Below are 22,802 nucleotides of genomic sequence, written 5' to 3'. Positions count from 1 at the left end.
AACATTCAATCATTGACGATTAAGCCAGCTTTTTTAATAAGCCGTCGCTAGCATCTTCAACTAAATCTAAGACAAACTTAAATCCCCTCGCCCCACCATAATATGGATCAGGTACTTCTCGTTCTTCAAAATTATCTGCATATTCTAAAAATAATTGAATCTTTTCATGTAAATGCTCTGGTGCTAACTTTTTTAGCTCTTTAACATTTTGCTCGTCCATCGCTAAGACTAAATCAAATTTGGTGAAATCTTCAACAATAACTTTACGTGCTTTAATTTTGTCAAATGAGTAGCCACGTTCAGTACCTATCTTTTGCGCACGATGATCGGGCTTTTCACGCGCATGAGAGCCCGTTGTACCCGCAGAATCTATCGTTAAAGAAATACCCTTTTCTTTAACTTTATGACGAAAGACCGCCTCAGCACTTGGCGAACGACAAATATTGCCCATGCAGACAAACAGAATGCTATTTATTTCTTTATAATTCATAAGTTTAGTTACCAATCTCCATGTATTTGACATCTGATCACTAGTGTTTTCATACCAGTAAAATCAATGACTTATGTATTGTTAGTGTATTTAACGAAACTATCTTGAGCTATTTTTATAAGAAGGTAAAGGATAATTCTTGATAGAAAGTTACTTTACGTCAAACTAAATTCAATGGCGTAATAAATCATATCAACAACACTATGACTTTTTCGTGACTGAATTGTTATCTACATCATCTTTCGCAGTTTCTTCAACTTTTGGTGTACCGTTAGCATTAAATTCAGCTATTGCTTCACCAGAAGATTCCCAATGCTCTCTTTCTTCTTCGGTTGCTTTGGGTGAGAATAATCCAGTAAAAGCATAGAAGATCCCAATAAGTGGTGCCATCCAGCAGGCAAAAGCAAGGGGGATATACAAAAGGTTTTCTATATTGCCATCTGCAATACCAAGACCTAGCGCTGAAATTACAAATGCACCACCCGCATTCCATGGAATAAGGGGAGACATTAATGTTCCACCTTCTTCGATTCCACGTGATAGATTTAAGGTTGAATAGCCCATACCACGATAAACAGGCGAGTACATTCGTCCCGGTAAAGCAATCGATAAATAAGGGTCACCGGCAACTAGGTTAGTCGCAAAGGCAGTACCAATCGCTGCGGTTTGAATACCGGCAAAACTACTCACCTTACTTTTAATAGCATTAATAATTGACTTCAAACAACCTGTTTTTTCGAGTGCACCGCCAAAGCCTAGTGCAATTAATATCAAGGAAATGGTCCACATCATCGATTGTATGCCTCCCCTATTTAACAAGCTGTCAATTTCTTCAATCCCCGTACTTATTGAGTAGCCATTATTGGCAAAATCAAAAATTGATTGCAGACTCTGCCCCTGAACAACCATTGCCGTTGCACCACCGGCAACAACGCCAGCGAATAATGATGGCATAGGGGGATATTTTTTTATCGCTAAACCCATGACAACCAAAGCAGGTAATAATACCCATCCTGAAATATAAAAGTTTTCGTCTAGGGTGTTAGTGATAGCGTCAATTCTTTCAAATGAAATGCTTTGAGTGTCGATGACGAAAAACCCCACCAACAAATAGATGATAAGAGCGATGAGCATAGCTGGGATGGTCGTTGCCATCATATTTTTTATATGAGAAAAAACATCGGTTCCAGTCACTGCAGGGGCCAAATTAGTTGTGTCGGAAAGTGGTGATATTTTATCACCAAAAAAAGCACCAGAAACTACAGCGCCAGCTGTCCAATATGCAGGAATGTTAAAACCTTCGCCAATGCCCATTAAGGCCAAACCAACCGTACCGACACTCGCCCAACTAGTGCCAAGAGAAAGTGAAACAACAGCACAAATGACCATACCAGCAGCCAGAAAGATTTCAGGCGAAAGGACCTTTAAACCATAATAAATAATGCTGGGTACTGTACCGCTAGCAATCCAGACCCCAATAATCATCCCAACCGTTATTAAAACAGACACTGAAGGTAAAGCGACGTGAATAACGTGAAAAATTCCTCTTTCAATATCTTTCCATTTCAGCCCTAACTTAATGCCAACAATACTGGTAATGGCTAAACCAATGGCAAGAGGAATGTGTGGCTCAAAAACGCCAAAGTAAAATATTTGTGTCCCAAGAATAAGTAGCGTTAATACGACAGGCGTCAAGGCAAGTAATAAACCCGGATTGGCATTTTTTGTCCGTTTCATTTAAATACCTCATGTTTTGTTATTCATAGATTAGGTGAAGAACAGTCATCGTGATGGGTAAAGCAATAGGCCAATTTAACTTGTTACGGCTTTGAAAGAATCATTACATCGTAGATATAAGGGATAACAAAGGTAGGGTCACACATCATTCATCCTTTGGAGGCCATGCATTATTTGCTGATTTTTTTGATGTAAATTATTGATCAGATCCAGAAGATACTCTTTACTGTAATTGTTGATTATCAAGGGTAAAATGGATCTTAACCACATTTCTATCTTCTCATTTACCTCTAGCATTACAGTGGTTATTGTTTCACTGTTTGCATTAGGAGCTAACGCTAGTGTTTCTATATAAACTAATAATTGTTCGTCAATATCGTCATCGAACCACATTTCAAATGTTTTAATAGGCGCCTCTATCAATGAGGTGATTAAATATTGGTTTCTGACTTTTTGCTTGTCTGTTAAATAATGTAAAAACATTCTAGCGCGCTCTTGCTCTGTCACTTTAAGACTTCTCTCATAAAACGCTAGCGTTGCGGTATTCAATGTTATTAGGTGTTCAAATACTTCACTTAACTGGTGATAACGCATAACTTTCCTTCCTATTCTAAATTTTTGTGAGCCTATTTTCGAAGAACCTAACGATCAACTTATAAATTAAACAACGCCACTTGAATTTTCTGCTTATGAATAATTTAGTCATGTAGGATTTATTTTTACAACTCAAAGTAACAAAATATCAGCCTGCTAGATGTGCGCTAGCGCACATACTTAATTGATGTAGCAGAACAAAAATCAATTTTTAGCATTATAAAAAGCCTAAAGGGGGAGATGTTACTTATACCGTTAATATACACATTTAAATATAACCTAGACTACTGAGAATATAGCAATACAGGGGGTAGTAGCTTTGTAGATAAGAAAGCCGTTAAGTTTTGTGTGATGGCGTACATATTTATTGTCACATTCCGTGCAAAATAATAGCCGTAACCTAAAACTTAACTAATTTAACTGAACGTAACTATTGGGATTTAATATGAGCAATGAAAACGAACACAGTATCGCGACTTTTGCGGCTTTAAAAACTTGCATAGCAAATGGTGAAGTACAATCAGTAAAAGAATTATTAGCAAGTAGCCAATACAAGCACTTGAAAAAAGCTATCTTATTGACTTAGCAAAATTAAATAACAATCCTACTATAATAAAACTCATTGAAGAAAGCCCAATAAACGAATGAATTAATTAAAACTTAACATCACAATTTAAAGAGTGCCAGATGCAAGCACCAATGCATTCAATTGAATGACTTTTTAATCAACAGGGCTAGCAAGGAACAAGAAAGGCTAATATCTATTTTATTGATTATCTAATTTTATTGATAACAATGCGCCTATAGCCAGCGATGTTAAGCGACACGAAACAGCTTTATGGTCTGAAATAGTCGCGCAACTTAACCTGTTACTACGTTAGAGTTTAAGAATGGAAAAGGTATCGTAATATATTATCCATTTTTGTTAGCCAACGCTTATTTACCTTGGCTACCGGTAACCCTTAACAAAGTTTAATAACTTTTAATAACTTTTAATAATACTTACGGAGCTCGTTTTCATATTCTGGGTCAATAAACCGCTCTTGATCGAATGGTGGATTTTCCATTATTTTCTCAGCGTTTACATTAACGGTTATATAAGAGTCAGTCCAATTGACTGCCTCAATACATTTATGACTAATCAAAACCTTGCGACCACCGGGTGCCCAATTACGCGTATCTATGACGATATACGAAATAGTCCAATTATCGTCATTTAAAATAAAGTCTTTAATATGGCCAATTTTTTGATCTTTCGCATAGATCTCAAATTTCTTAACATCATTGGTTGAATGTAAATGCCAATCTTCTGATTTTACTTGAGTATTATCCTTAGATAACTTTGTATCAACTAGGGGTTTGGGACTAGGAGAAGTTCTCCATAATCCTTCGTTCATCCAATAGTAAGCATAACCGTAGAATTGAAATAATTCAGTTTCATATTGATGAGATATTTGTTGGTGTTCCTCAAGTGGAGGACTATTTTTAATTTTTTGTTGAGTTAAATCAACAGGGAATTTGTAATGTTCCCACTGAGGTTTTTGCAGTGAGATGGTGCTGATTAATATTTTTCGTTCTCCACAGAGCCACTTTTTAGTATCAGGAACTATGTAACGTATTACCCATAATTTATCGTCAAAGAGGAAATCTTTACAAAGACCTATTGTTTTGTCGATACCTTGTAATTGAAAACGCATAAGTTCATTGAGACTTCGTAACATTGTCCTACCCTTCTATATTAATTAAGCTTTAATTTTCGAAAGTCATGGCTTATATCATACTCGGTCAGTTATTTTTCGTATGTACGTCAACACACTTAGCAGTGATATTTTCACTCCAAAACATGGAGATAATATTTATACCTGTTATCAATCAAGCACCTGAAACATGCATTTTGATTGGTAGCAGGTACATACCCTTGTTCTACTCGATATAGATATAAATCATGGTAGATTCAATCAACGTGAACTTTCTTAAAAAGAAAGTTCACTCTTAGATGATGATAGCTTTATCGTTGGAGGTCCTTATGTTTCCTGATTTGACGTCTTAATTTTCTTTGCTAACACAATGTAGAACGCTGGCAACACGTACAGTGTTAATATAGTACCAATACCAAGCCCTGCAACAATAGTAATACCAATCGCAAAGCGCGACTGTGCGCCTGGACCCACTGCAATTAACAGCGGGATCATAGCCACAATAAGTGCCAGCGACGTCATAATAATGGGTCTCAAGCGAATCGCAGCCGCTTCAATGACCGCGTCGCGTCTATTGCGGCCTCGCTGTTGTAGAGTATTCGCAAATTCCACGATGAGAATACCATTTTTTGCGACTACACCAATCAGAGTGATCAGGCCCACTTGCGTATAAATATTCATTGAAGCAAAACCAAGCATAATAAAAGCCATAGCGCCGGCAATAGACATAGGTACAGACACCAGTATAATAAGTGGATCGCGCCAACTCTCAAATTGCGCCGCCAGCACAAGGTAGATAACGAGTAACGATATAAAGAAGGTAACGATTAGTGCGCTACCAGAATTTTCGAATTGTCTAGACTCGCCCTTAAAATCGTAGCTAAAGCCGCGTGGCAAGATATCAGCAGCCTTGGCTTTCATGAAACCAACAGCATCTCCCATGGGTACTGATGGCACGGGAATACCTTCAATTGTTATTGAATTTAGCTGATTAAATTGTGTCCTTGACGAGGGTTCAACATCATGTTCGAAATTAACGACCGAGCCAAGTGGAACCAACTCGCCAGAATCAGCGCGGATGTAATAATCGTTTATTGCCAGTTCACTATCTCTAGCATAACGCTCAACCTGAGGAATAACTTCGTAAGAGCGCCCTTCCATATTAAAACGATTAATATAGCCACCACCAAGCATACTACTAAGCTCCTGACCGATTTCTTCCATCGACAAACCTAAATCTGCAGCGCGATCTCTGTCAACCTTTACCCGAGTAACAGGCTTATCGATATCGATTGATTTTTGCACGAAGGTAAAGTTGCCACTTTGCATGGCGGCTCCAACCAATTCATCTGCCACCTGGTTAAGCTGATTAAAGTCACTCCCTGAAGTCACTACAAACTGAAAAGGTAAACCACCACTGGAACCAGGCAAGGAGGGGATCGGGAATAATGCTGTTTTTAAACCGGTAATATTTGCCACCGAAGACTGTAGTTGAGGCATTATGTCAAACTGCGATATATCACGTTCACTCCAGGGTTTCATTTTAAAACCGCCAAATACAGCATCGGAACTTGTCATACCCACCAGCATAAATGTCTCGTCGTAGCCTGGCACCTGCTCAAACGCTGTCTGCATTTCCGCGCCATACTTTTGCAAGTATTCAAGGGTAGCAGTCTGTGGTCCTTTGCCCTGAAATAGAATAATGCCACGGTCTTCAGTGGGTGCCAGCTCTTTCTCACTTAACATGACCATAAAAAATATCGACACGAGAACAACCAATGCAAACATGATAACAGGTGACACGGCCTTAACAACGATAGTCAATGAGCGCTGATAAAGGTTGGCGAGCTTTTCAAACAAACCTTCTACAGCACTTTCAAAACGCGACGACTCTCCATGAGGTTTCAGTACCTTGCTAGCTAGCATAGGCGATAAGGTCAAGGCGATGATCCCTGAAATAACGACCGCACCTGCAAGCGTGAAAGCAAACTCAGTAAATAGCGAGCCAACTAGCCCTCCCATAAAGCCAATAGGTGCATAAACAGCAACCAGCGTGATTGTCATCGCAATAATTGGACTTGCCATTTCACGGGCGCCAATGATCGCAGCTTCCTTCTTTGACTTACCATTAACGATGTGACGATGGATATTTTCGACAATAATAATAGCATCGTCGACGACTAAGCCAATGGCCAAAACAAGTGAAAGTAATGTCAGTAAATTGAGTGAGAAACCCAGTACAAGCATTATAAAGGCACCACCAATCAGTGAGAGTGGAACCGCTAGTGATGGAATGATGGCAGCGCGAAGGGAACCAAGACACAAAAACACAATAACAAGCACAATACCTATTGCCTCGATCAACGTTTTAATGACCTCATTAATTGAATCGTCGATAAATTCTGATGCATCGTAAGGCAGCTCAACCTGCAAACCAGACGGTAGCTGAGACTTAATCTCAGGTAGAAGTTCTTTTACCCGTTCTGCCACAGACAGCGGATTTGAGCCAGGAGAGAGGCTAATAGCCACGTAGGTCGATGGTTTACCTTTGTATAATGCAATGTTCTCGTAGGTTTGCGATCCAAGTTCCACCCTCGCAACATCCTTGAGACGAATAATCGTGTCTTCAGTTGATTTGATAACAAGATTCTTGAACTGTTCAGTGTTAGAAACGTCAGTGTTACTGGTAAGACTAATCTTTATTAACTCTCCTTTTGTTTGTCCAACACCAGAGAGATAATTGTTTTCGCGCAGGGTCTGAACAATCTCGGTGGAGGTAAGATTAACCGCAGCAAGTCTTTGGGGGTCTAGCCAAACTCTCAGAGCAAAACGCCGTCCTAAAAGTTCAGCTTTACCCACACCCGATAGTGCCTGTAGTTTTGGCTGTACTTCACGAGCAAGATAATCGGTGATTTCTGGAACCCGCATAGTCTCACTGAAGAAAGCAATGTACATAAGCGCGCGACCTTCACCTGTTGTCGAATTAATAACAGGGTCTTGAGCGTTTACAGGTAATGCGTTCCGCTGACTAGCGACTTTAGATTGGATCTCGGCTAACGCGTCATTAGCATCGTAATTAAGTTCCATCTGTGCTTCGATAGTTGAAAACCCCTGCGTGCTCGAAGAGCTTAAGAAGTCGATGCCTTTAGCTTCGGCGATGGCCTTTTGCAAAGGTTGGGTGATAAACCCCTGAATTAGTTCGCTGCTAGCACCTGGATATGCAGTCGTAACCGTGACTTTAGTGCTTTCTAGCAAAGGATATTCGCGGATCTCCATTTCCATGATGGATCGCACACCAACCAGTAATATCAGCAAACTTACTACCGTGGATAAAACGGGCCGTTTTATGAATATGTCTGTAAAACGCATGGCTATTTTACTCCTGTGCTAACAGAAGCAGGGTCGCGTGAGGAGTCGTTCTGCTTGATTTTTACTTGCTGGCCAGCCCTGAGGCGCAAGAGGCCTGAGGCAACAATACGCTCTCCAGCTTCAAGTCCTTGCTTAACTTCTGTCATACTTCCTCGTTTAAAACCTGTTTCTAATGTTCGGCGCTCAGTAACCAGTTGACCCGCTGAATTTTCTGTTAATACATAGGCAAAGTTACCGTAGGTGTTGAATGATATTGACGTGTTTGGGATCGCTACCACCTCTCGAGGACCTTCTGCGAAGGTTCTGACAGTAGCAAACATTCCAGGTTTGAGTCCTTGTTGTAAATTAAGAAGCTGAGCACGTAATTTAACGGTGCGTGTTTCAGGTGTGACCGAACTGTTGATAGCGCTAACGGACCCCTTAAATACCTCGGAACCTTTTGCCGCAACAGTGACTTCAACAGGGTCTCCTATGTCAACACTTCGCAGCTCTTTTTCAGAAAGTGTATATTCAACAAGAATTGGGTTAAGCATATTGATTTCAACGATAGGCGTACCTACGAATAGATATTGGCCAATGTCGGCTAAACGGAGCCCGAGAACACCATTGAAAGGTGCTGTAATGACTTTTTTGCCAAGCTGAGCCTCTGCCTCTTGCACTCTTGCTCTGGCAGAATCTTCCGCAGCCTTAGCTTTATCATAGGCTAACTGTGAAACAGCTCGTTTGGAAATCAGATCGACGTTATGTTGAAACTCCTTCGATGCAAGCTGTTCCTCAGCCCTACTTTTTTTAAGTATGGCTTGCTCTATTTCGCTATTCAGGCGAATAAGGATATCACCTTTTTCAACACGCTGACCCGATTCGAATAAGACCTCAGTTATAACGCCTGGCATCTCATTAGCGATCCGAACACCATTTATAGCCCTAATACTGCCAATTGATTGAATGCTCGTTTGCCAGGTAGCCATAACAACCTCTGTGGCTTCAACAACCGCAGGTGGTCGTGGCTGCGAGAACTTCGCCTTTATTTGCTCTAGTTGATAGAACTTGTAGCTGAATACGCCACCAAGCAAAACAAGCAGTAAAACAATAGCCATTGCAAAGCGAGAAAAAGTGCCCATTCTGGTGATCCTTTTAAATAAAATAGGTGAATAACGTTGAAATATATAACGAATTTAATTTCAAAACATTGAAAGGTAATTACTCAAGCTACTTATTTGAAGCTCTTAGCATCCACGATGTTTTTTCATGAATTCGCATTCGGTCAGAGACAAGAGATACCGTTGATTCATCGTCTAATTGATGAGCCACTTTTAAAACGTCACGTGCGGTCTTTATAAGTGTTTCATGCCCAACAGTTAATACTGCAATCATTTCTGTGGCATTAGGAACACCATCCACCTCGTGGATTGAGCTTAATCTGGAAAATTCTTTATAAGTGCCTGGCGCGGCAACATCAAGCGTTCTAATACGTTCTGCAATGTCGTCTACAGCAATTGCTAATTCTGTATATTGATCCTCAAACATTAAGTGTAACTCTCTAAACCTCAACCCCGTAACATTCCAGTGAAAGTTATGTGTTTGTAAATAAAGCGTATAAGAGTCTGCTAGTAATTTTTTTAATCCTTCAGCGATTTTGCTTCTATCTTTTTCATCAATACCAATATCAATGGTGCTCATAATTACTTTTCCTTTTTTCATTAAAAAAATCAATATAGGGAGGCGATTTTTGCCGCCCCACCAAAAACATAGTGTACGACTTTATCGATTTAGGCTCTGTGCGATATCGAACCAAAAACGTTTGGCTGATGAGTATACGGGGGATAACTCTATTGGCTTTAGGTTGCCTGCCGATAGTTATTGTAGACTTATAACAATATCTAACGGCTAACAATGGATTATTAACTAATATTCTTCCTCTAAAGTCATAAGCGATGTGTTACCACCAGCAGCGGTAGTATCAATGCTAACTGATTTTTCTGTTAATAGACGCTGAATTAAATTATCCAAATATTCTGAACTGATCACCGGTAATATTGCGCCTTGACGTTCAGCTAACTTCTCACTGATATAATGTTTTCGGTCGCAATGACTATCAACAACAACACCTGACAAAGCAGGATGCGCTAACAGCGCTGATAAATGACATAACTTAGCAACTTGAAAAACATTTTCATCTTCGCCTGTTGCAACAAACTTATCTCTAAAGGCTAAAGCTTCCTGATAAAATAAATCAGAGACAACCGTAATAACGGTATTACCCGTCGCCAACGCCGTTATAATAGACATCAACAAAAACTGAAAGCTGACATTTTTATCCGCAAAGCAAATAATATTACCGCGGTTTTCTAAATACAACATATTAGACTCACCTGTTGGCCCAGGTAGAGTTAGTGGTTTTTTAAGGTGTTTTTCAATACGTATTAATTGTTCACGAGCCGCTGTTAACGTAAGATTTAGGTCATCAAATAAATCATCAACAATATCAACATCAGCAATTTTGGCTAACAATTGACGCACGCAAGAAATACGCGTATTTAACTCAGTTAAACGCCAGCATTTTTCAGCGACATCGGCCTTATCCATAAGTAAAATAGCCTCTTTTTCAGCTTTTTCATCTCCCTCTAACACTTCCTCTTGTGAGGGCGATACATTAAGTTTCGCCGCATCAGGGGTAGATTTTTCTTTCACTAAGCGCGTTAAATAATTGGGCCCCCCTGCTTTTGGCCCTGTACCAGAAAGACCTCGACCACCAAAAGGTTGTACACCAACAATGGCGCCAATTATATTACGGTTGATATAAACATTACCGGCACGTGACCGCTTAGCTAAATCAAAGGCACGGTGTTCAATACGTGTATGAATACCCATGGTTAAACCAAAACCTGTACCATTAATTTTATCGATAACCCCTTCTATCTCATTACCTTTAAAACGTACAATGTGCACACAAGGACCAAAGACTTCTTTTTCTAACACGCTAATATCTTCAATTTCATAAAGACGAGGGGCAAAAAAGAAATGCTCATTATTTTCTACCTCGGCAGATATTTCACATTGGTATAATAACTGACCATGTGTTTTCATATAATCGCTGTGCGCATTTAGAACGCCGAGTGCTTTTTTATCTATAACGGGCCCTACGTCAGTGCTTAAGTACGCTGGATTACCGACATGTAATTCTGCTAAGGCACCCTTAAGCATAGTAATAACATTATCAGCGATGTCTTCTTGTAAAAATAATACCCGAAGCGCAGAACAGCGTTGACCTGCCGATTGAAATCCTGAAGAAATAACATCGTCAATAACTTGCTCAGGCAAGGCAGTTGAGTCAACTATCATACAATTTTGTCCACCCGTTTCAGCGATGAAAGGCACCTGATCGCCACCTCTATCAGCCAAGGTTTGCGAAATTATTGTCGCTGTGTCACTAGAGCCAGTAAAAATAACGGTTTTAATACGATCATCCGGAATAATTACACTGCCCACTTTACTACCACGGGCAATAACCTCTTGTACAACGCCTTCAGGTAGTCCAACAGATTTCATCAGTTCAATGGTGCGCAGCGCAATCAAACTGGTTTGTTCAGCGGGTTTTGCCAATACAGTATTACCCGTAACAATGGCTGCAGCGATCTGCCCTAAAAATATCGCTAAAGGAAAATTCCATGGGCTGATACAGAGCACTACACCACGAGCTTCGAAACGTTCGTCTTCTGCAAGAATAATAGCTTTTTCAGCATAATAACGACAAAAATCAACCGCTTCACGTACTTCATCGATGCCATCTTGAGCTGTTTTACCCGCTTCTTTAATACATAAGGCGATAAGCTCGTCCATATGATGTTCAAGAATATCGGCAACGCGGCACAATAACGCTGCGCGTTCAGATACTGGTGTTTGTGACCATGATGAAAATGCTGTTTTAGCCAACGTTATCATTGCCAGCATTTCATCTTCGTTGTGATGACGATAAAAGCCTATTATTTCAGTTTGGTTGGCAGGATTATTAACGGCAAAAGCCCCTTTTGGAACGTTACTTTCAGAGAGTAGATGATCAGTAAACCAGCTATCTAAAAACGACTTCAAGGGTGTGATTGTATTAATATCAGCTAAATCGACGCCTTTAGAATTATCACGACCGAGACCTTTTTCATCATGGTATAAAGCTATGGGTTTGGTGATTTGGGTGTTATATTTATCTTTTAAACGCTGAGTTTTTTCAACGGGATCTCTCAATAAAGATTCAACAGGTTGAGTCTCATCAACAATGGCATTAACAAAAGAAGAGTTAGCACCATTTTCTAGCAAACGCCGCACTAAATAAGCTAATAGCTCTTCATGATGACCAACTGGGGCGTAGATGCGACATTGAATATTTTCACTAGAAACTATTTGATCATACAAAGAGTTCCCCATGCCATGTAAACATTGAAATTCAAACCCCTCTTTATTGCCATCAACGAGTTCAAGAATGGCGGCAACAGTGTATGCATTATGCGTAGCAAACTGTGGATAAATGGTATCTCTATAAGCTAATAATTTTTTTGCACAAGCGCGGAAAGAAACATCAGTAGAAGATTTTCGTGTAAATACAGTGAAATGCTGATGACCCTCTTTTTGAGCATTTTTAATTTCAGTATCCCAATAAGCCCCTTTCACTAAGCGGACCATCATTTTTCGGTCAACTCGCACCGTTAATTCACGTAACCAATCAACGACAAAAATAGCCCGCTTTTGATAAGCTTGTAATGCCATACCAAAGCCAGTCCAATTTGCTAAATCACTATCACTAAAAACCGCTTCAATAATATCAAGTGATATATCTAAGCGTTCAGACTCTTCGGCATCAACGGTTAAACCAATATTGTAGCTTTTAGCTTGTAAACAAAGCGCCTTAAGTTTTGGCACAATTTCAGCCATAACGCGTTCTTTGTGGTTAAATTCATAACGAGGGTGAATAGCAGAAAGTTTCACTGAAATACCAGGAACTTTACGAGGATCATCTTTACCCGTAGCACGCGCTACATTTCCAATCGCCTCTATTGCCTCTTGATAAGCTTTAAAATACTTATCAGCATCATTCATCGTACGGGCACCTTCACCGAGCATGTCAAATGAATAGACATAGCCTTGCTGCTCTTTATCGGCAGCACGCTCAGTTGCGGCAATGATTGTATCGCCCATCACAAACTGCTTACCCATAATTTTCATGGCGTAGTTCATTGATTTACGAATAACAGGTTCACCTAAACGACCAACAATCTTTTTCAATAAACCAAAGCTTTCCTTTTTGCGTTTATCGGCATAATTAACCATAGTGCCGGTAATTAACAAGCCCCATGACGAGGCATTAACGAACAATGAATCGCTGCTGCCTAAATGACTGTTCCATTGCCCTTGAGAAATTTTGTCACGAATTAAAGCATCTTGAGTATGTTTGTCTGGTACTCGTAACAAGGCTTCGGCCAAACACATTAAGACCACACCTTCTTCACTTGATAGGGTGTATTCTTTTAATAAGGCGTCTATTGCACCATTACCTGACTCGACTTTACGAATTTGAACAGCCATTTTACGCGCTCTTTCCCACGCTCGACTTCTGGCACCAACATTTACTTCTGCCAATGGTAAGATATGATCTACCGCGATTTTTTCATCGATACGGTAAAACTCACGAATTTTTTGACGAAGAGGACAGTCTGTATTAAACGAACCATTGAAAAGCATATAGTTATCCTTAAAAAATTATTAAATAGTCTTTTGTAATCTCTTAAGTGATTACAATTTAATTTATGCTACGAATGCTTTGTTAGCTCTTTTTCAATCATCGCCGACAAGATACGTAACAAAGTCTGTCCTTTTAATTTAAAAACTCTTTAGCTTTAGCAATCGAATAATTTACTGCTTGTGACAGTTCAAGTTTGGGCGGCATAACCAATTCATTTGGATCGACATGGACATCAAGCACACAGGGCTCAGTACTAGTAAATGCCTCTTTCAATGCGTCGACTAGCATTTCAGGGCGTTCTATACTCCAACCCTCACCACCACATAATCGAGCAAATTCAGCAAAATCTGGATTTTTTAATGCCGTTTTATAATTGGGGTAACCACTGCTTTCTTGTTCCAGTTGAATTAGTCCCAATTTGGCATTGTTAAAAATAATAACCTTTATCGGTAATTTACGATTGACCACGGTAATAAATTCTTGCATTAACATACTAAAACCACCATCCCCGATAAGTACTATTACCTGCCGGTCAGGAAATTTTAATTGTGCGCCTATCGCGCCAGCCATGCTAAATGCCATCGTGGCCAAGTTACCTGAAAGGGTAAATAGTTGGTGTTCAGTTACGGGTAAATGACGTGCGGCCCACGCAGTCACCGTGCCAGTATCACAAAGAAAAATCGCATCTTTGTTGGCAAGCTCGCCGATTGTTCGTGCTAGAAGCTGCGGTTTTATTGGCGCTACTTGCGAGCTTTCTTTTTCGCCTTGTTCTCTTGACCATTTCATTTTCTGGTGACGACATTCATCAAGAAAATTTTTGTCATCTTTTTGGGGTAAATCAATAATTAATTGCTCTAGCACCTCACTTACCTCTCCAACTATCGATACATCGACAGGGCAACGTCGACCTATGTGTCGAATATCCTTGTCCACTTGAATGACTTTCGCTTTTCCAGGGTAATATTCTTTGTAGGGAAAATCAGTACCGAGCATAATAAGTAAATCACAATTATTTATTGCCTCAATTGATGGTCGCGTACCAAGTAAGCCAAGTCCTCCTAAGGAATATTCATGCTCATCTGGCAGTAATACTTTTGCTTTTAATGTTCTAATAAGTGGTGCATTGCATTTCTTCAACAAAGTAAGTAGCTGTTGACGCGCTGGAATAGCCCCTACACCCGCAAGAACTACAATTTTATTAGCTTGCTGAATTAGGCTAAGTGTATTGTTTGATGCTGATGCTAAAGGTTTTGTACTACCCGTTTCAGTGCCCGCGATTGGATGACAAGTAATACCTGCTTCTATTTGCTCCGTGGCCACATCTACAGGTAGGGCAATATGAGCAACTCCGCTTTCAGTAATCGCACTATTACACGCTTGCTGGATGATCTCAGGGACACGATCAGCAGCAAACAAGGTTTGATTAAACACTGCGACATCAGAAAAAAGAGCGGATGAATTGATTTCTTGATGTGAGTTATTACCTATTTCAGAACGCGGTAACTGCCCCGTTATCGCTAGGACAGGTGCATGGTCGAGCTTAGCGTCGTACAAGCCATTGAGTAAATGTATGGCTCCACCTCCAGCAGTACCAACACAAACGGCAAGCTTACCGGTTAATTTTGCTTGGGCTGATGCGGCAAACGCCCCACTTTCTTCATGACGGACCTGTATGAATTCTATCTTTCCATTGCGGCGTATAGCATCCATCAAATCATTAATCGCATCACCTGGAATACCAAAGACATGGCGGACACCATATTTGTAAAGTGTCTCTACAATGTGGTCGACAACTTTACGTTTTTTGATTGTAGACATGTATTCCCCTTTCAATTTCAAATAAGTTCATCGATATTTACTTTAATTAAGCACAACGCTCAAAGCGTTATGAATTTATCTATTATATTTACTCACTGTTAACGACTTTCATCAGGCTCAATTGATTCATGAACATTATTTACTGCTGAAACTCCCGGAGTAAATAGTTGTCTGATGCTGTTCAACATCGTGTTATGCTTCCAATGCTCTGCTCGCACTAAACTTACTTTCAATAAAGCAATGTCTGGGTTATCCAATCCATCTTGAATCCACGTTTCATAACGTGACTCCCATAATTTAATCAACATAGCTTCACTTTTAATTACCTGAGTGATCCCAGATACCGAAATAAAATTGTTATCTTCTTTGATAAAACTAAGATTGACGAAGCTGTTTTCAGTCAATTCACCAATCAACTCTGAAGATAGCGTTGTAAAAAAGAAGAGTTCTCCTTCAGCGCTAACTTCAACGGTTTCCATCGGTCGACTTTTCATTATTCCATCAGCGGACCTAGAAACAAGCATTGCTACATCACCTATATTAATGAGCTTTTGAATATGTGAGATATCTCTCTGTAAATGCTTTTCACTTTGCATGCTAATTTTCTCCGATTAAATGTATTCAACGGTGTTATCTGTTTTTAGAGACGGCTAAGATAGTTAACATAAAAACAGTTATATTTGATTTATTAAGCTAAATCTAAAAATATTATACGGTGACAAGGGAGGTCGCTCTGTACGTTAGCGTACTGTCTAAAGAGTGTGTTTTATCCTAAACGGCTTAAAACTAATGCTGGCAAGTTGAAACAGAGGGTTTTTAAGGTGGTCTTAGCGCTGATTAACAGACTAAAAATAGTGTAAAATACTGTTTGAGGTTATAATAGATGTCTTTACTAATGCTTATTTAAAACAAACGAATAGCTAAAGTGGTCTAGTTTAACCTATTGGTATAATTACCTTTCATCAGCTGATAACACTCACAAGCTTCCCGCTCTAAGCCCTTACGATTAAGTATCTGAATGGTACCTCGTGTATAGCTAATTAACTTTTTATCTTTTAATAAGCAAGCGGCTACTGTTATCCCGCTTCTTCGAACACCAAGCATATCAGCAAGAAATTGATGTGTTAGGTTTAAATGAGTAGAATGTGCCCTATCATCAGTCATGAGTAACCAACGAGCAAGACGAGATACTATGGGATGAAATCGCATGCAGACTAATGATTGTGAACCTTGCACAAACAAAATATAAAGGTAATCATTCAATCTTTTTAACAGTAATGGAAAGTTTTTCAGTTGATACTGAAATTGCTTAACAGATAAGCGCAGCGCTGTTCCGGACCCCTGAACAACAGCTCTATCAGGTGCCGATTGTACTCCTGAGATATTGGAAATACCCAACATACCTTCATTACCGATAATACACAGTTCAAGCGGTGGGTGTCTCGTACCTGTAGTGACCAGTGAAATATACCCTGTTAAAGGATAAAATATGTAGTCAATGCCTTGCCCGCGCTCATGCAATATATCACCGGAGGTTAAATGGACTTGCTCGCATTGCGCTACAATAGTTTTTCTGAGTTTACTTGGTAGCCCATCTAACAGCTCATTGGTGACTTCTTGCTTTTCTTTTGATCGCATATGTTTGCTCTCTGATACAGAAAAATGAAATTGCCTTAAATAATTAAAATTTAATTTATAGCAGCAATGGTCAAGTGTAAGCGTTATAAAATAGGGGATCTGTGCGCTGGCAAACATTACTTACTTATATGACTTTATAACTTACATATTTAAATGATTAGTTCACTAAGCAATAGCGGTGTCTATAATGTCGCGAGGTTTTCTTCAATGCCAGCGCTAAAGTCTTAACGTTTTGATGCGGATATTGCAGGAAAATTTTTGATAAAAGTCAATGGCGTGACAGCCTTATTTAGCGCAATAGGTGATATTGTGCTAAATATCTAAGCTGATTAAAAACTGAGCTTTAATACTGATAAAAATCATCAATTTATAAAGATAAAAGACAGTATTACTCATTAAAACAAATAACCTTGATTAAAGATTAATAACGTTTTTTGATTGATAATAAACTTTTTCGTTTTCATGAGGGAGCAATCGGTCGGTTTCTTTTTTTACAACCGCGTAGCATTCACAACTTAAGCTTTCAAGTTTCTGCCTATTTAATACGGTAATATGACCGCGATGATAATCAATGACACCCAACTTCTGCAGTTTTCCCGCAGCTTCGGTCACACCTTCTCGGCGAACCCCTAACATATTACCAATAAGTTCCTGAGTCATCACTAGGGTATTATCGGGTAAACGGTCAAGCGACAGTAAAAGAAAACGGCATAATTGCTGATCAATCGTATGGTGGCGATTACATACTGCAGTCTGTGACATTTGAGTAATAAGGGATTGGGTATAACGAAGCATTACACCTAACAATTTTCCATGTCGATGGAATTCTTCGGTTAAGCGTTTTCCTTTAAGCCGATAAGCATAACCTGCACTTTGAACCACAGCTCGGCTAGATGTACTTTCTCCGCCCATAAACAACGCAATACCAACAACGCCTTCGTTACCGACCACAGAAATTTCTGCCGAAGCGCCACTCTCCATTACGTATAATAAAGAAACAATAGAGTCAACGGGAAAGTATACATTAGCGAGCTTATCACCGGCTTCGTACATCACCTCGCCTAACTCTAGCTTTACTAATTCAACAAAAGGAAAAAGTCGTTCTTTTACTTCATCAGGCAAGACAGCTAGTAAGTTATTTTGTAAGGGGGTAATTTGAGTGTCGATTATTTTTTGCATCGTGAGTCGTCCCTTCTTAAGAATTAAATCAAGCTACTAGATATTATTATACCTTAACAAAAACAATCTCGCTGTTCGGTTCGATACCGTACACAACACTCTTTTTAGATGATCATTTTTATTTTAGGTAATTAAAGTATATATCGCACTAATCGACATTTAGACCACCTAAAGTAGATGCGCTTACATTCAGATATAACAACATAAAAAACAACAATAACATTTAAAGACAAAAACTTAAACTTTCCACTACGGTAAAGTCTAACGAAGAAATAGCCTACTGCTCTAGTGGCTTTCGCATAAAAAATAGTACGATAATTATTAGGTTATGTGTGACAGCGTACAGATATATCTTTACGTAAAGTACAAGGTAGTATTTAGAGCTTAGCGTTATAAAATTTTATTCATTAATGGAATGGACAAGACCATAAAAGTTTTACTTCAGTAAAAGAAGTAGCACCCTTTAAAACAGGTAAAACAACAAGTTAATGCTTTGCCAGCCACCAATAAAACCCTTATCATTTAATAGAGGAAAACGTTATGTATAAACATATTTTATTTGCCACAGAACTTCATGATTCAAAAAACTATATTGAAGATAAAGTCGCTCAATTACAACAGTTCACCGACGCTAAACTCAGTATTATTCATGTGGTAGAGCCGATACCTAATTATGGTGGAGCACTCGGTGTTGTTCCGAGTCCAGACCCAGTTGGCAGTTTTGGTAATACAGAAAAACGAAAAGAACAAGCCAAAGAGATACTTCAACCATTAGCTAAAAGGCTAAATATCACCGAACAACACTTGTGTATATCGGTCGGATATATTAGCGAAGAAATATTGGCTTTCGCAGAGCACGAAAATGTCGATTTAATTATAACCGGTAGCCATGGCGTACATGGTTTACGGTTATTATTAGGCTCTACCGCAAATGCCATTTTACACGGCGCAAAATGTGATGTGTTGGCAGTGCGCTATAAAGAGCAATAAGCATTGATTTAAGCAATAAATATATTGCTTTGAATATTATGATGGTAACGAACCTGCTGTGAACGAGCCAATCAATTAAGTCGGTAATTAATATAATATCGTTAATTATCTATCGGTTGCAGCAAGACTTACCTTTCCATAACAGGTTTTTATCGAGGGTCGTATCACTAATTTATCCTGTCTTATCAAATCGACTTATCATGATAAATTATTTGACTCGAGTCTCATTTGTAATAAACACCCTACTGATTGTTATATAACTATACATGTTACCAGCCCTTTATTTTGGCTGCCACATTATGTTTTCGTCCATGTATGCTAGGGTATATTAACTACGTTTATCATTATGCGTATACCAATCAGATTAATACTTTTAATGGAGATAACGACAATGGCCAACTCTATACAACGTTTGAAGCAACTTGAAATTAATGGTGAAATTTGCCACTACCACAGTTTTGATGGTTTAGCGGATAAGTATGACCTTTCACGTTTGCCTTTTGCCGCTAAAATCCTTTTAGAAAACTTATTACGACATGCAGATAGTGACTTTGTCCAACAAGGGGATATTGAAACCTTAGCCAATTGGGATGTAGACAACTGGCAGGATACTGAAATTGCCTTTGTACCTGCTCGCGTAATTTTGCAAGACTTTACTGGGGTACCCGCCGTAGTTGATTTAGCGGCTATGCGAGATGCGATAGTCAAAATGGGTGGAAAAGCCGAAAAAATAAACCCATTAAATCCAGTCGAATTGGTCATCGACCATTCAGTTATGGTCGATGTGTTTGGTCAAGCTGATGCGATGGAAAAAAACACCGCAATTGAGTTTCAGCGTAATCGCGAACGTTATCAGTTTTTACGTTGGGGTCAGCAAAGTTTTGATAATTTTAAAGTGGTACCACCGGGCCGTGGTATTGTACATCAGGTAAATCTCGAATATTTAGCCCGCGTAGTATTCAAAAAGCCCGACGAGAATAATTTACTTTACCCTGATACCTTGGTTGGCACCGATTCACATACCACCATGATTAATGGCTTAGGTGTGTTAGGTTGGGGAGTCGGCGGTATCGAAGCTGAAGCGGCGATGCTGGGACAACCCGTGACCATGTTAATACCTGAGATTGTTGGTTTTGAATTAACGGGGAAATTACCTGCAGGAACTACAGCGACTGACTTAGTCTTAACGGTAACCGAACAATTACGTGCTGCAGGTGTGGTTGGTAAGTTTGTCGAGTTCTTTGGTTCTGGGGTGAATGAGCTGACCTTGGCCGACCGAGCGACCATAGCCAATATGGCGCCAGAATATGGGGCAACGTGTGGAATTTTCCCCATCGATCATCAAACTACCGATTATCTGCAATTAACCGGGCGTGACAGTGACCACATTGAACGCGTAGAGTCCTATTTAAAAACGATGGATATGTGGGGAACGCAATCTCAACAGCATGCTGTTTATCATAGCCGATTATCATTAAAACTAGATGAAGTAGTGCCTTCTATTGCTGGTCCTAAACGTCCTCAAGACAGAATTTCACTTGACCGTGCCGGTCTGGCGTATCGTGACTGGTTAGCTTTACAACACGGTATAAAACAAGCAGTCTCGAGCGATAGTGAAAGTGGCTTTGAAAGTGAAGGCGGACAACCTTCGGTACTATTACCTGCTAGTAATGAAGATTCAGGCGTTCCCTGTCAGTATGCTGATGAAGACTTTGTATTAAAACACGGATCCGTCGTTATAGCGGCAATTACCAGTTGCACTAATACCTCAAATCCATCGGTATTAATTGCCGCTGGACTATTAGCCAGAAATGCCCGGTTGCGAGGATTAACGGTTAAACCTTGGGTAAAAACCAGTTTTGCACCTGGTTCACAAGTGGTCACTGATTATCTGCTTAAATCTGGCTTAAATGAAGATTTAGATGCCCTTGGTTTTCAGTTAGTCGGATACGGATGTACTACCTGTATTGGTAACTCCGGCCCTTTACCTACCGAAATTAGCGACGCTATTCATCAAGGCGATTTATCTGTTACCTCTGTTTTATCGGGTAACCGTAACTTTGAAGGTCGTATTCATCCAGAAGTCCAAGCTAATTATTTAGCCTCTCCTCCTTTGGTCGTTGCTTATGCTTTAGCGGGTAATATGAAGATAGATATTACCACGGGCTCACTAGGTGATGACCCTACAGGTAAACCGGTTTATTTACATGACATCTGGCCAGATAGTCAGGAAATTAAACAAGTTATCGAAAAAGTTATCGACAGTTCAATGTTTATTTCCCGATATGAAGATGTTTATAGCGGTAATAAAGACTGGCAAGCGCTGGATATAGTACAAAGCCAAAAATATGATTGGCCAGCTTCTACCTACGTTAAATTGCCACCATTTTTTAATAATATTAGCGCAAAAATACCAACTATTAACCCAATTAAAAATGCTCGATGTTTATTAAAACTGGGTGATAGTGTCACTACTGACCATATATCTCCTGCCGGTTCGATTGCGCTAGATAGCCCCGCGGCTGAGTATTTAAAAAGTGAAGGCGTCTCACCCAAAGACTTTAATTCTTATGGCTCTAGACGCGGTAATCATGAAGTGATGATGCGCGGTACTTTTGCCAATGTTCGTTTACGAAATTTATTAGCACCCGGCACTGAGGGCTGTTGGACGACACTGATGCCATCGGGTGAAAAAATGAGTGTTTTTGATGCGGCGATGCAATATCAACAACAAAACATTGCTTCGATTGTTTTAGCTGGAAAAGAGTATGGTACGGGCAGTTCTCGTGATTGGGCCGCCAAAGGGCCAGCTTTATTGGGCGTTAAAGCGGTTATTGCACAGAGTTACGAACGTATTCATCGCTCTAATTTAGTCGGCATGGGGATATTACCATTGCAATTTATGCCAGATGATAATGCCGAGTCACTAAAACTAACAGGTGAAGAGCAATTCAGTATTCCTGCCGTGAGTATTGGGCAGAAAACGGTGACAGTATCTGTTAAAAATGAAGAGGGTAATGAACGTTCCTTTGAAGTAAAAATTCGTATTGATACACCCAACGAATTCAAATACTACCAACATGGTGGCATATTACATTATGTGCTACGAAATTTAGCGTCGACAGACTAATGTTGTTACCCTTCTTAATTAATTTTGAAGGGTAAATTTTTTAGCATAATGTATAAACAGGTCATATTGTTGACCTGTTTATTATTCATTGTTGTAGAGGTTAACATTCAACTTTAGATTTTAAATGTAAATGCCTGAACCCTAGTCAATATTAACGATACTAATGGCCTATTCCTTAACAGGAATACCTTCGAGTAGTTCTATAATACTGGGGTTGTTGTTTATATAGGCTAAATTAATGAGGTATTTTTTTTCAAGATCTTGCATGGATTGATTTGCTAGTAAGTTTTTTATTAATAACGCTTCGCCATTTCCTATTGCGGTTTTCAAAGCAGAGAAGTTCACGGTAGCGTGTTTATTTTGATTCGTATGATGAGATCCCATGATAACACTCCGTTAATTATTCTTTATGATAGTCACCGCTACTCC

The 22,802-nt window shown here is 39.5% G+C and carries 15 protein-coding genes and 1 pseudogene; 3 read left to right on the top strand and 13 right to left on the bottom strand.

Features of this window, described 5'->3' with window-relative positions:
- Positions 1-19: 19 nt before the first annotated feature.
- From H4J62_RS06230 to H4J62_RS06220, 3 genes are all read right to left on the bottom strand, one after another.
- Positions 20-490 carry a low molecular weight protein-tyrosine-phosphatase gene (locus tag H4J62_RS06230; RefSeq protein WP_182215224.1) on the bottom strand — a complete coding sequence of 157 codons (471 nt, stop codon included), beginning with the start codon at positions 488-490 and terminating at the stop codon, positions 20-22.
- Between the two features lie 201 nt (positions 491-691).
- Positions 692-2,227 carry a Na+/H+ antiporter NhaC gene (nhaC, locus tag H4J62_RS06225; RefSeq protein ID WP_182215226.1) on the bottom strand — a complete coding sequence of 512 codons (1,536 nt, stop codon included), beginning with the start codon at positions 2,225-2,227 and terminating at the stop codon, positions 692-694.
- Positions 2,228-2,365: 138 nt separating this feature from the next.
- Positions 2,366-2,821: a hypothetical protein gene (locus H4J62_RS06220; RefSeq protein WP_182215228.1), complete on the bottom strand. Its 456-nt coding sequence runs from the start codon at positions 2,819-2,821 to the stop codon at positions 2,366-2,368.
- Positions 2,822-3,266: 445 nt separating this feature from the next.
- On the opposite strand from H4J62_RS06220, the pseudogene H4J62_RS06215 reads away from it, so the two are divergent.
- Positions 3,267-3,469, top strand: a pseudogene (locus H4J62_RS06215) (hypothetical protein).
- 344 nt (positions 3,470-3,813) lie between these two features.
- Here H4J62_RS06215 and H4J62_RS06210 read toward each other — a convergent pair.
- The 9 genes from H4J62_RS06210 to H4J62_RS06170 all read right to left on the bottom strand — a co-directional run bounded on the left by H4J62_RS06210 (position 3,814) and on the right by H4J62_RS06170 (position 18,253).
- A complete protein-coding gene (locus H4J62_RS06210) occupies positions 3,814-4,542 on the bottom strand; it encodes a PRC-barrel domain-containing protein (RefSeq protein ID WP_182215230.1) in 729 nt (242 codons plus the stop codon).
- Positions 4,543-4,845: 303 nt separating this feature from the next.
- Positions 4,846-7,887, bottom strand: a complete 3,042-nt coding sequence (locus tag H4J62_RS06205; protein WP_182215232.1) for an efflux RND transporter permease subunit — start codon at positions 7,885-7,887, stop codon at positions 4,846-4,848.
- A gap of 2 nt (positions 7,888-7,889) precedes the next feature.
- Entirely contained in the window at positions 7,890-9,008 is a 1,119-nt protein-coding gene (locus H4J62_RS06200) for an efflux RND transporter periplasmic adaptor subunit (protein WP_182215234.1), read from the bottom strand.
- A gap of 88 nt (positions 9,009-9,096) precedes the next feature.
- Positions 9,097-9,567 (bottom strand): Dps family protein, encoded by a 471-nt coding sequence (locus tag H4J62_RS06195; protein WP_182215235.1) that lies wholly within the window; start codon positions 9,565-9,567, stop codon positions 9,097-9,099.
- A gap of 225 nt (positions 9,568-9,792) precedes the next feature.
- Positions 9,793-13,617, bottom strand: coding sequence for a bifunctional proline dehydrogenase/L-glutamate gamma-semialdehyde dehydrogenase PutA (putA, locus tag H4J62_RS06190; RefSeq protein WP_182215237.1), 3,825 nt, complete (start codon positions 13,615-13,617; stop codon positions 9,793-9,795).
- Between the two features lie 133 nt (positions 13,618-13,750).
- Positions 13,751-15,436, bottom strand: coding sequence for a thiamine pyrophosphate-dependent enzyme (locus H4J62_RS06185; protein WP_182215239.1), 1,686 nt, complete (start codon positions 15,434-15,436; stop codon positions 13,751-13,753).
- Between the two features lie 98 nt (positions 15,437-15,534).
- Positions 15,535-16,032, bottom strand: coding sequence for a pyridoxamine 5'-phosphate oxidase family protein (locus tag H4J62_RS06180; protein WP_182215241.1), 498 nt, complete (start codon positions 16,030-16,032; stop codon positions 15,535-15,537).
- Positions 16,033-16,366: 334 nt separating this feature from the next.
- Positions 16,367-17,074: a Crp/Fnr family transcriptional regulator gene (locus H4J62_RS06175; RefSeq protein ID WP_182215242.1), complete on the bottom strand. Its 708-nt coding sequence runs from the start codon at positions 17,072-17,074 to the stop codon at positions 16,367-16,369.
- 414 nt (positions 17,075-17,488) lie between these two features.
- Positions 17,489-18,253 (bottom strand): Crp/Fnr family transcriptional regulator, encoded by a 765-nt coding sequence (locus H4J62_RS06170; RefSeq protein ID WP_182215244.1) that lies wholly within the window; start codon positions 18,251-18,253, stop codon positions 17,489-17,491.
- A gap of 540 nt (positions 18,254-18,793) precedes the next feature.
- On the opposite strand from H4J62_RS06170, the gene H4J62_RS06165 reads away from it, so the two are divergent.
- Both H4J62_RS06165 and acnA read left to right on the top strand, forming a co-directional pair.
- Positions 18,794-19,243: a universal stress protein gene (locus tag H4J62_RS06165; RefSeq protein ID WP_182215246.1), complete on the top strand. Its 450-nt coding sequence runs from the start codon at positions 18,794-18,796 to the stop codon at positions 19,241-19,243.
- A 391-nt stretch (positions 19,244-19,634) separates the two neighbouring features.
- A complete protein-coding gene (gene acnA, locus H4J62_RS06160; protein WP_182215247.1) occupies positions 19,635-22,373 on the top strand; it encodes an aconitate hydratase AcnA in 2,739 nt (912 codons plus the stop codon).
- Positions 22,374-22,541: 168 nt separating this feature from the next.
- Here acnA and H4J62_RS06155 read toward each other — a convergent pair whose 3' ends face one another.
- The gene (locus H4J62_RS06155) at positions 22,542-22,757 is read right to left on the bottom strand and encodes a hypothetical protein (RefSeq protein ID WP_182215249.1); all 216 of its coding nucleotides are present in this window, start codon (positions 22,755-22,757) and stop codon (positions 22,542-22,544) included.
- Positions 22,758-22,802: the final 45 nt, after the last annotated feature.

The organism is Colwellia sp. BRX8-5 (genome assembly GCF_014077325.1).
Taxonomy (GTDB): domain Bacteria; phylum Pseudomonadota; class Gammaproteobacteria; order Enterobacterales; family Alteromonadaceae; genus Colwellia_A.
This window is presented reverse-complemented; position numbering and strand designations above follow the sequence as displayed.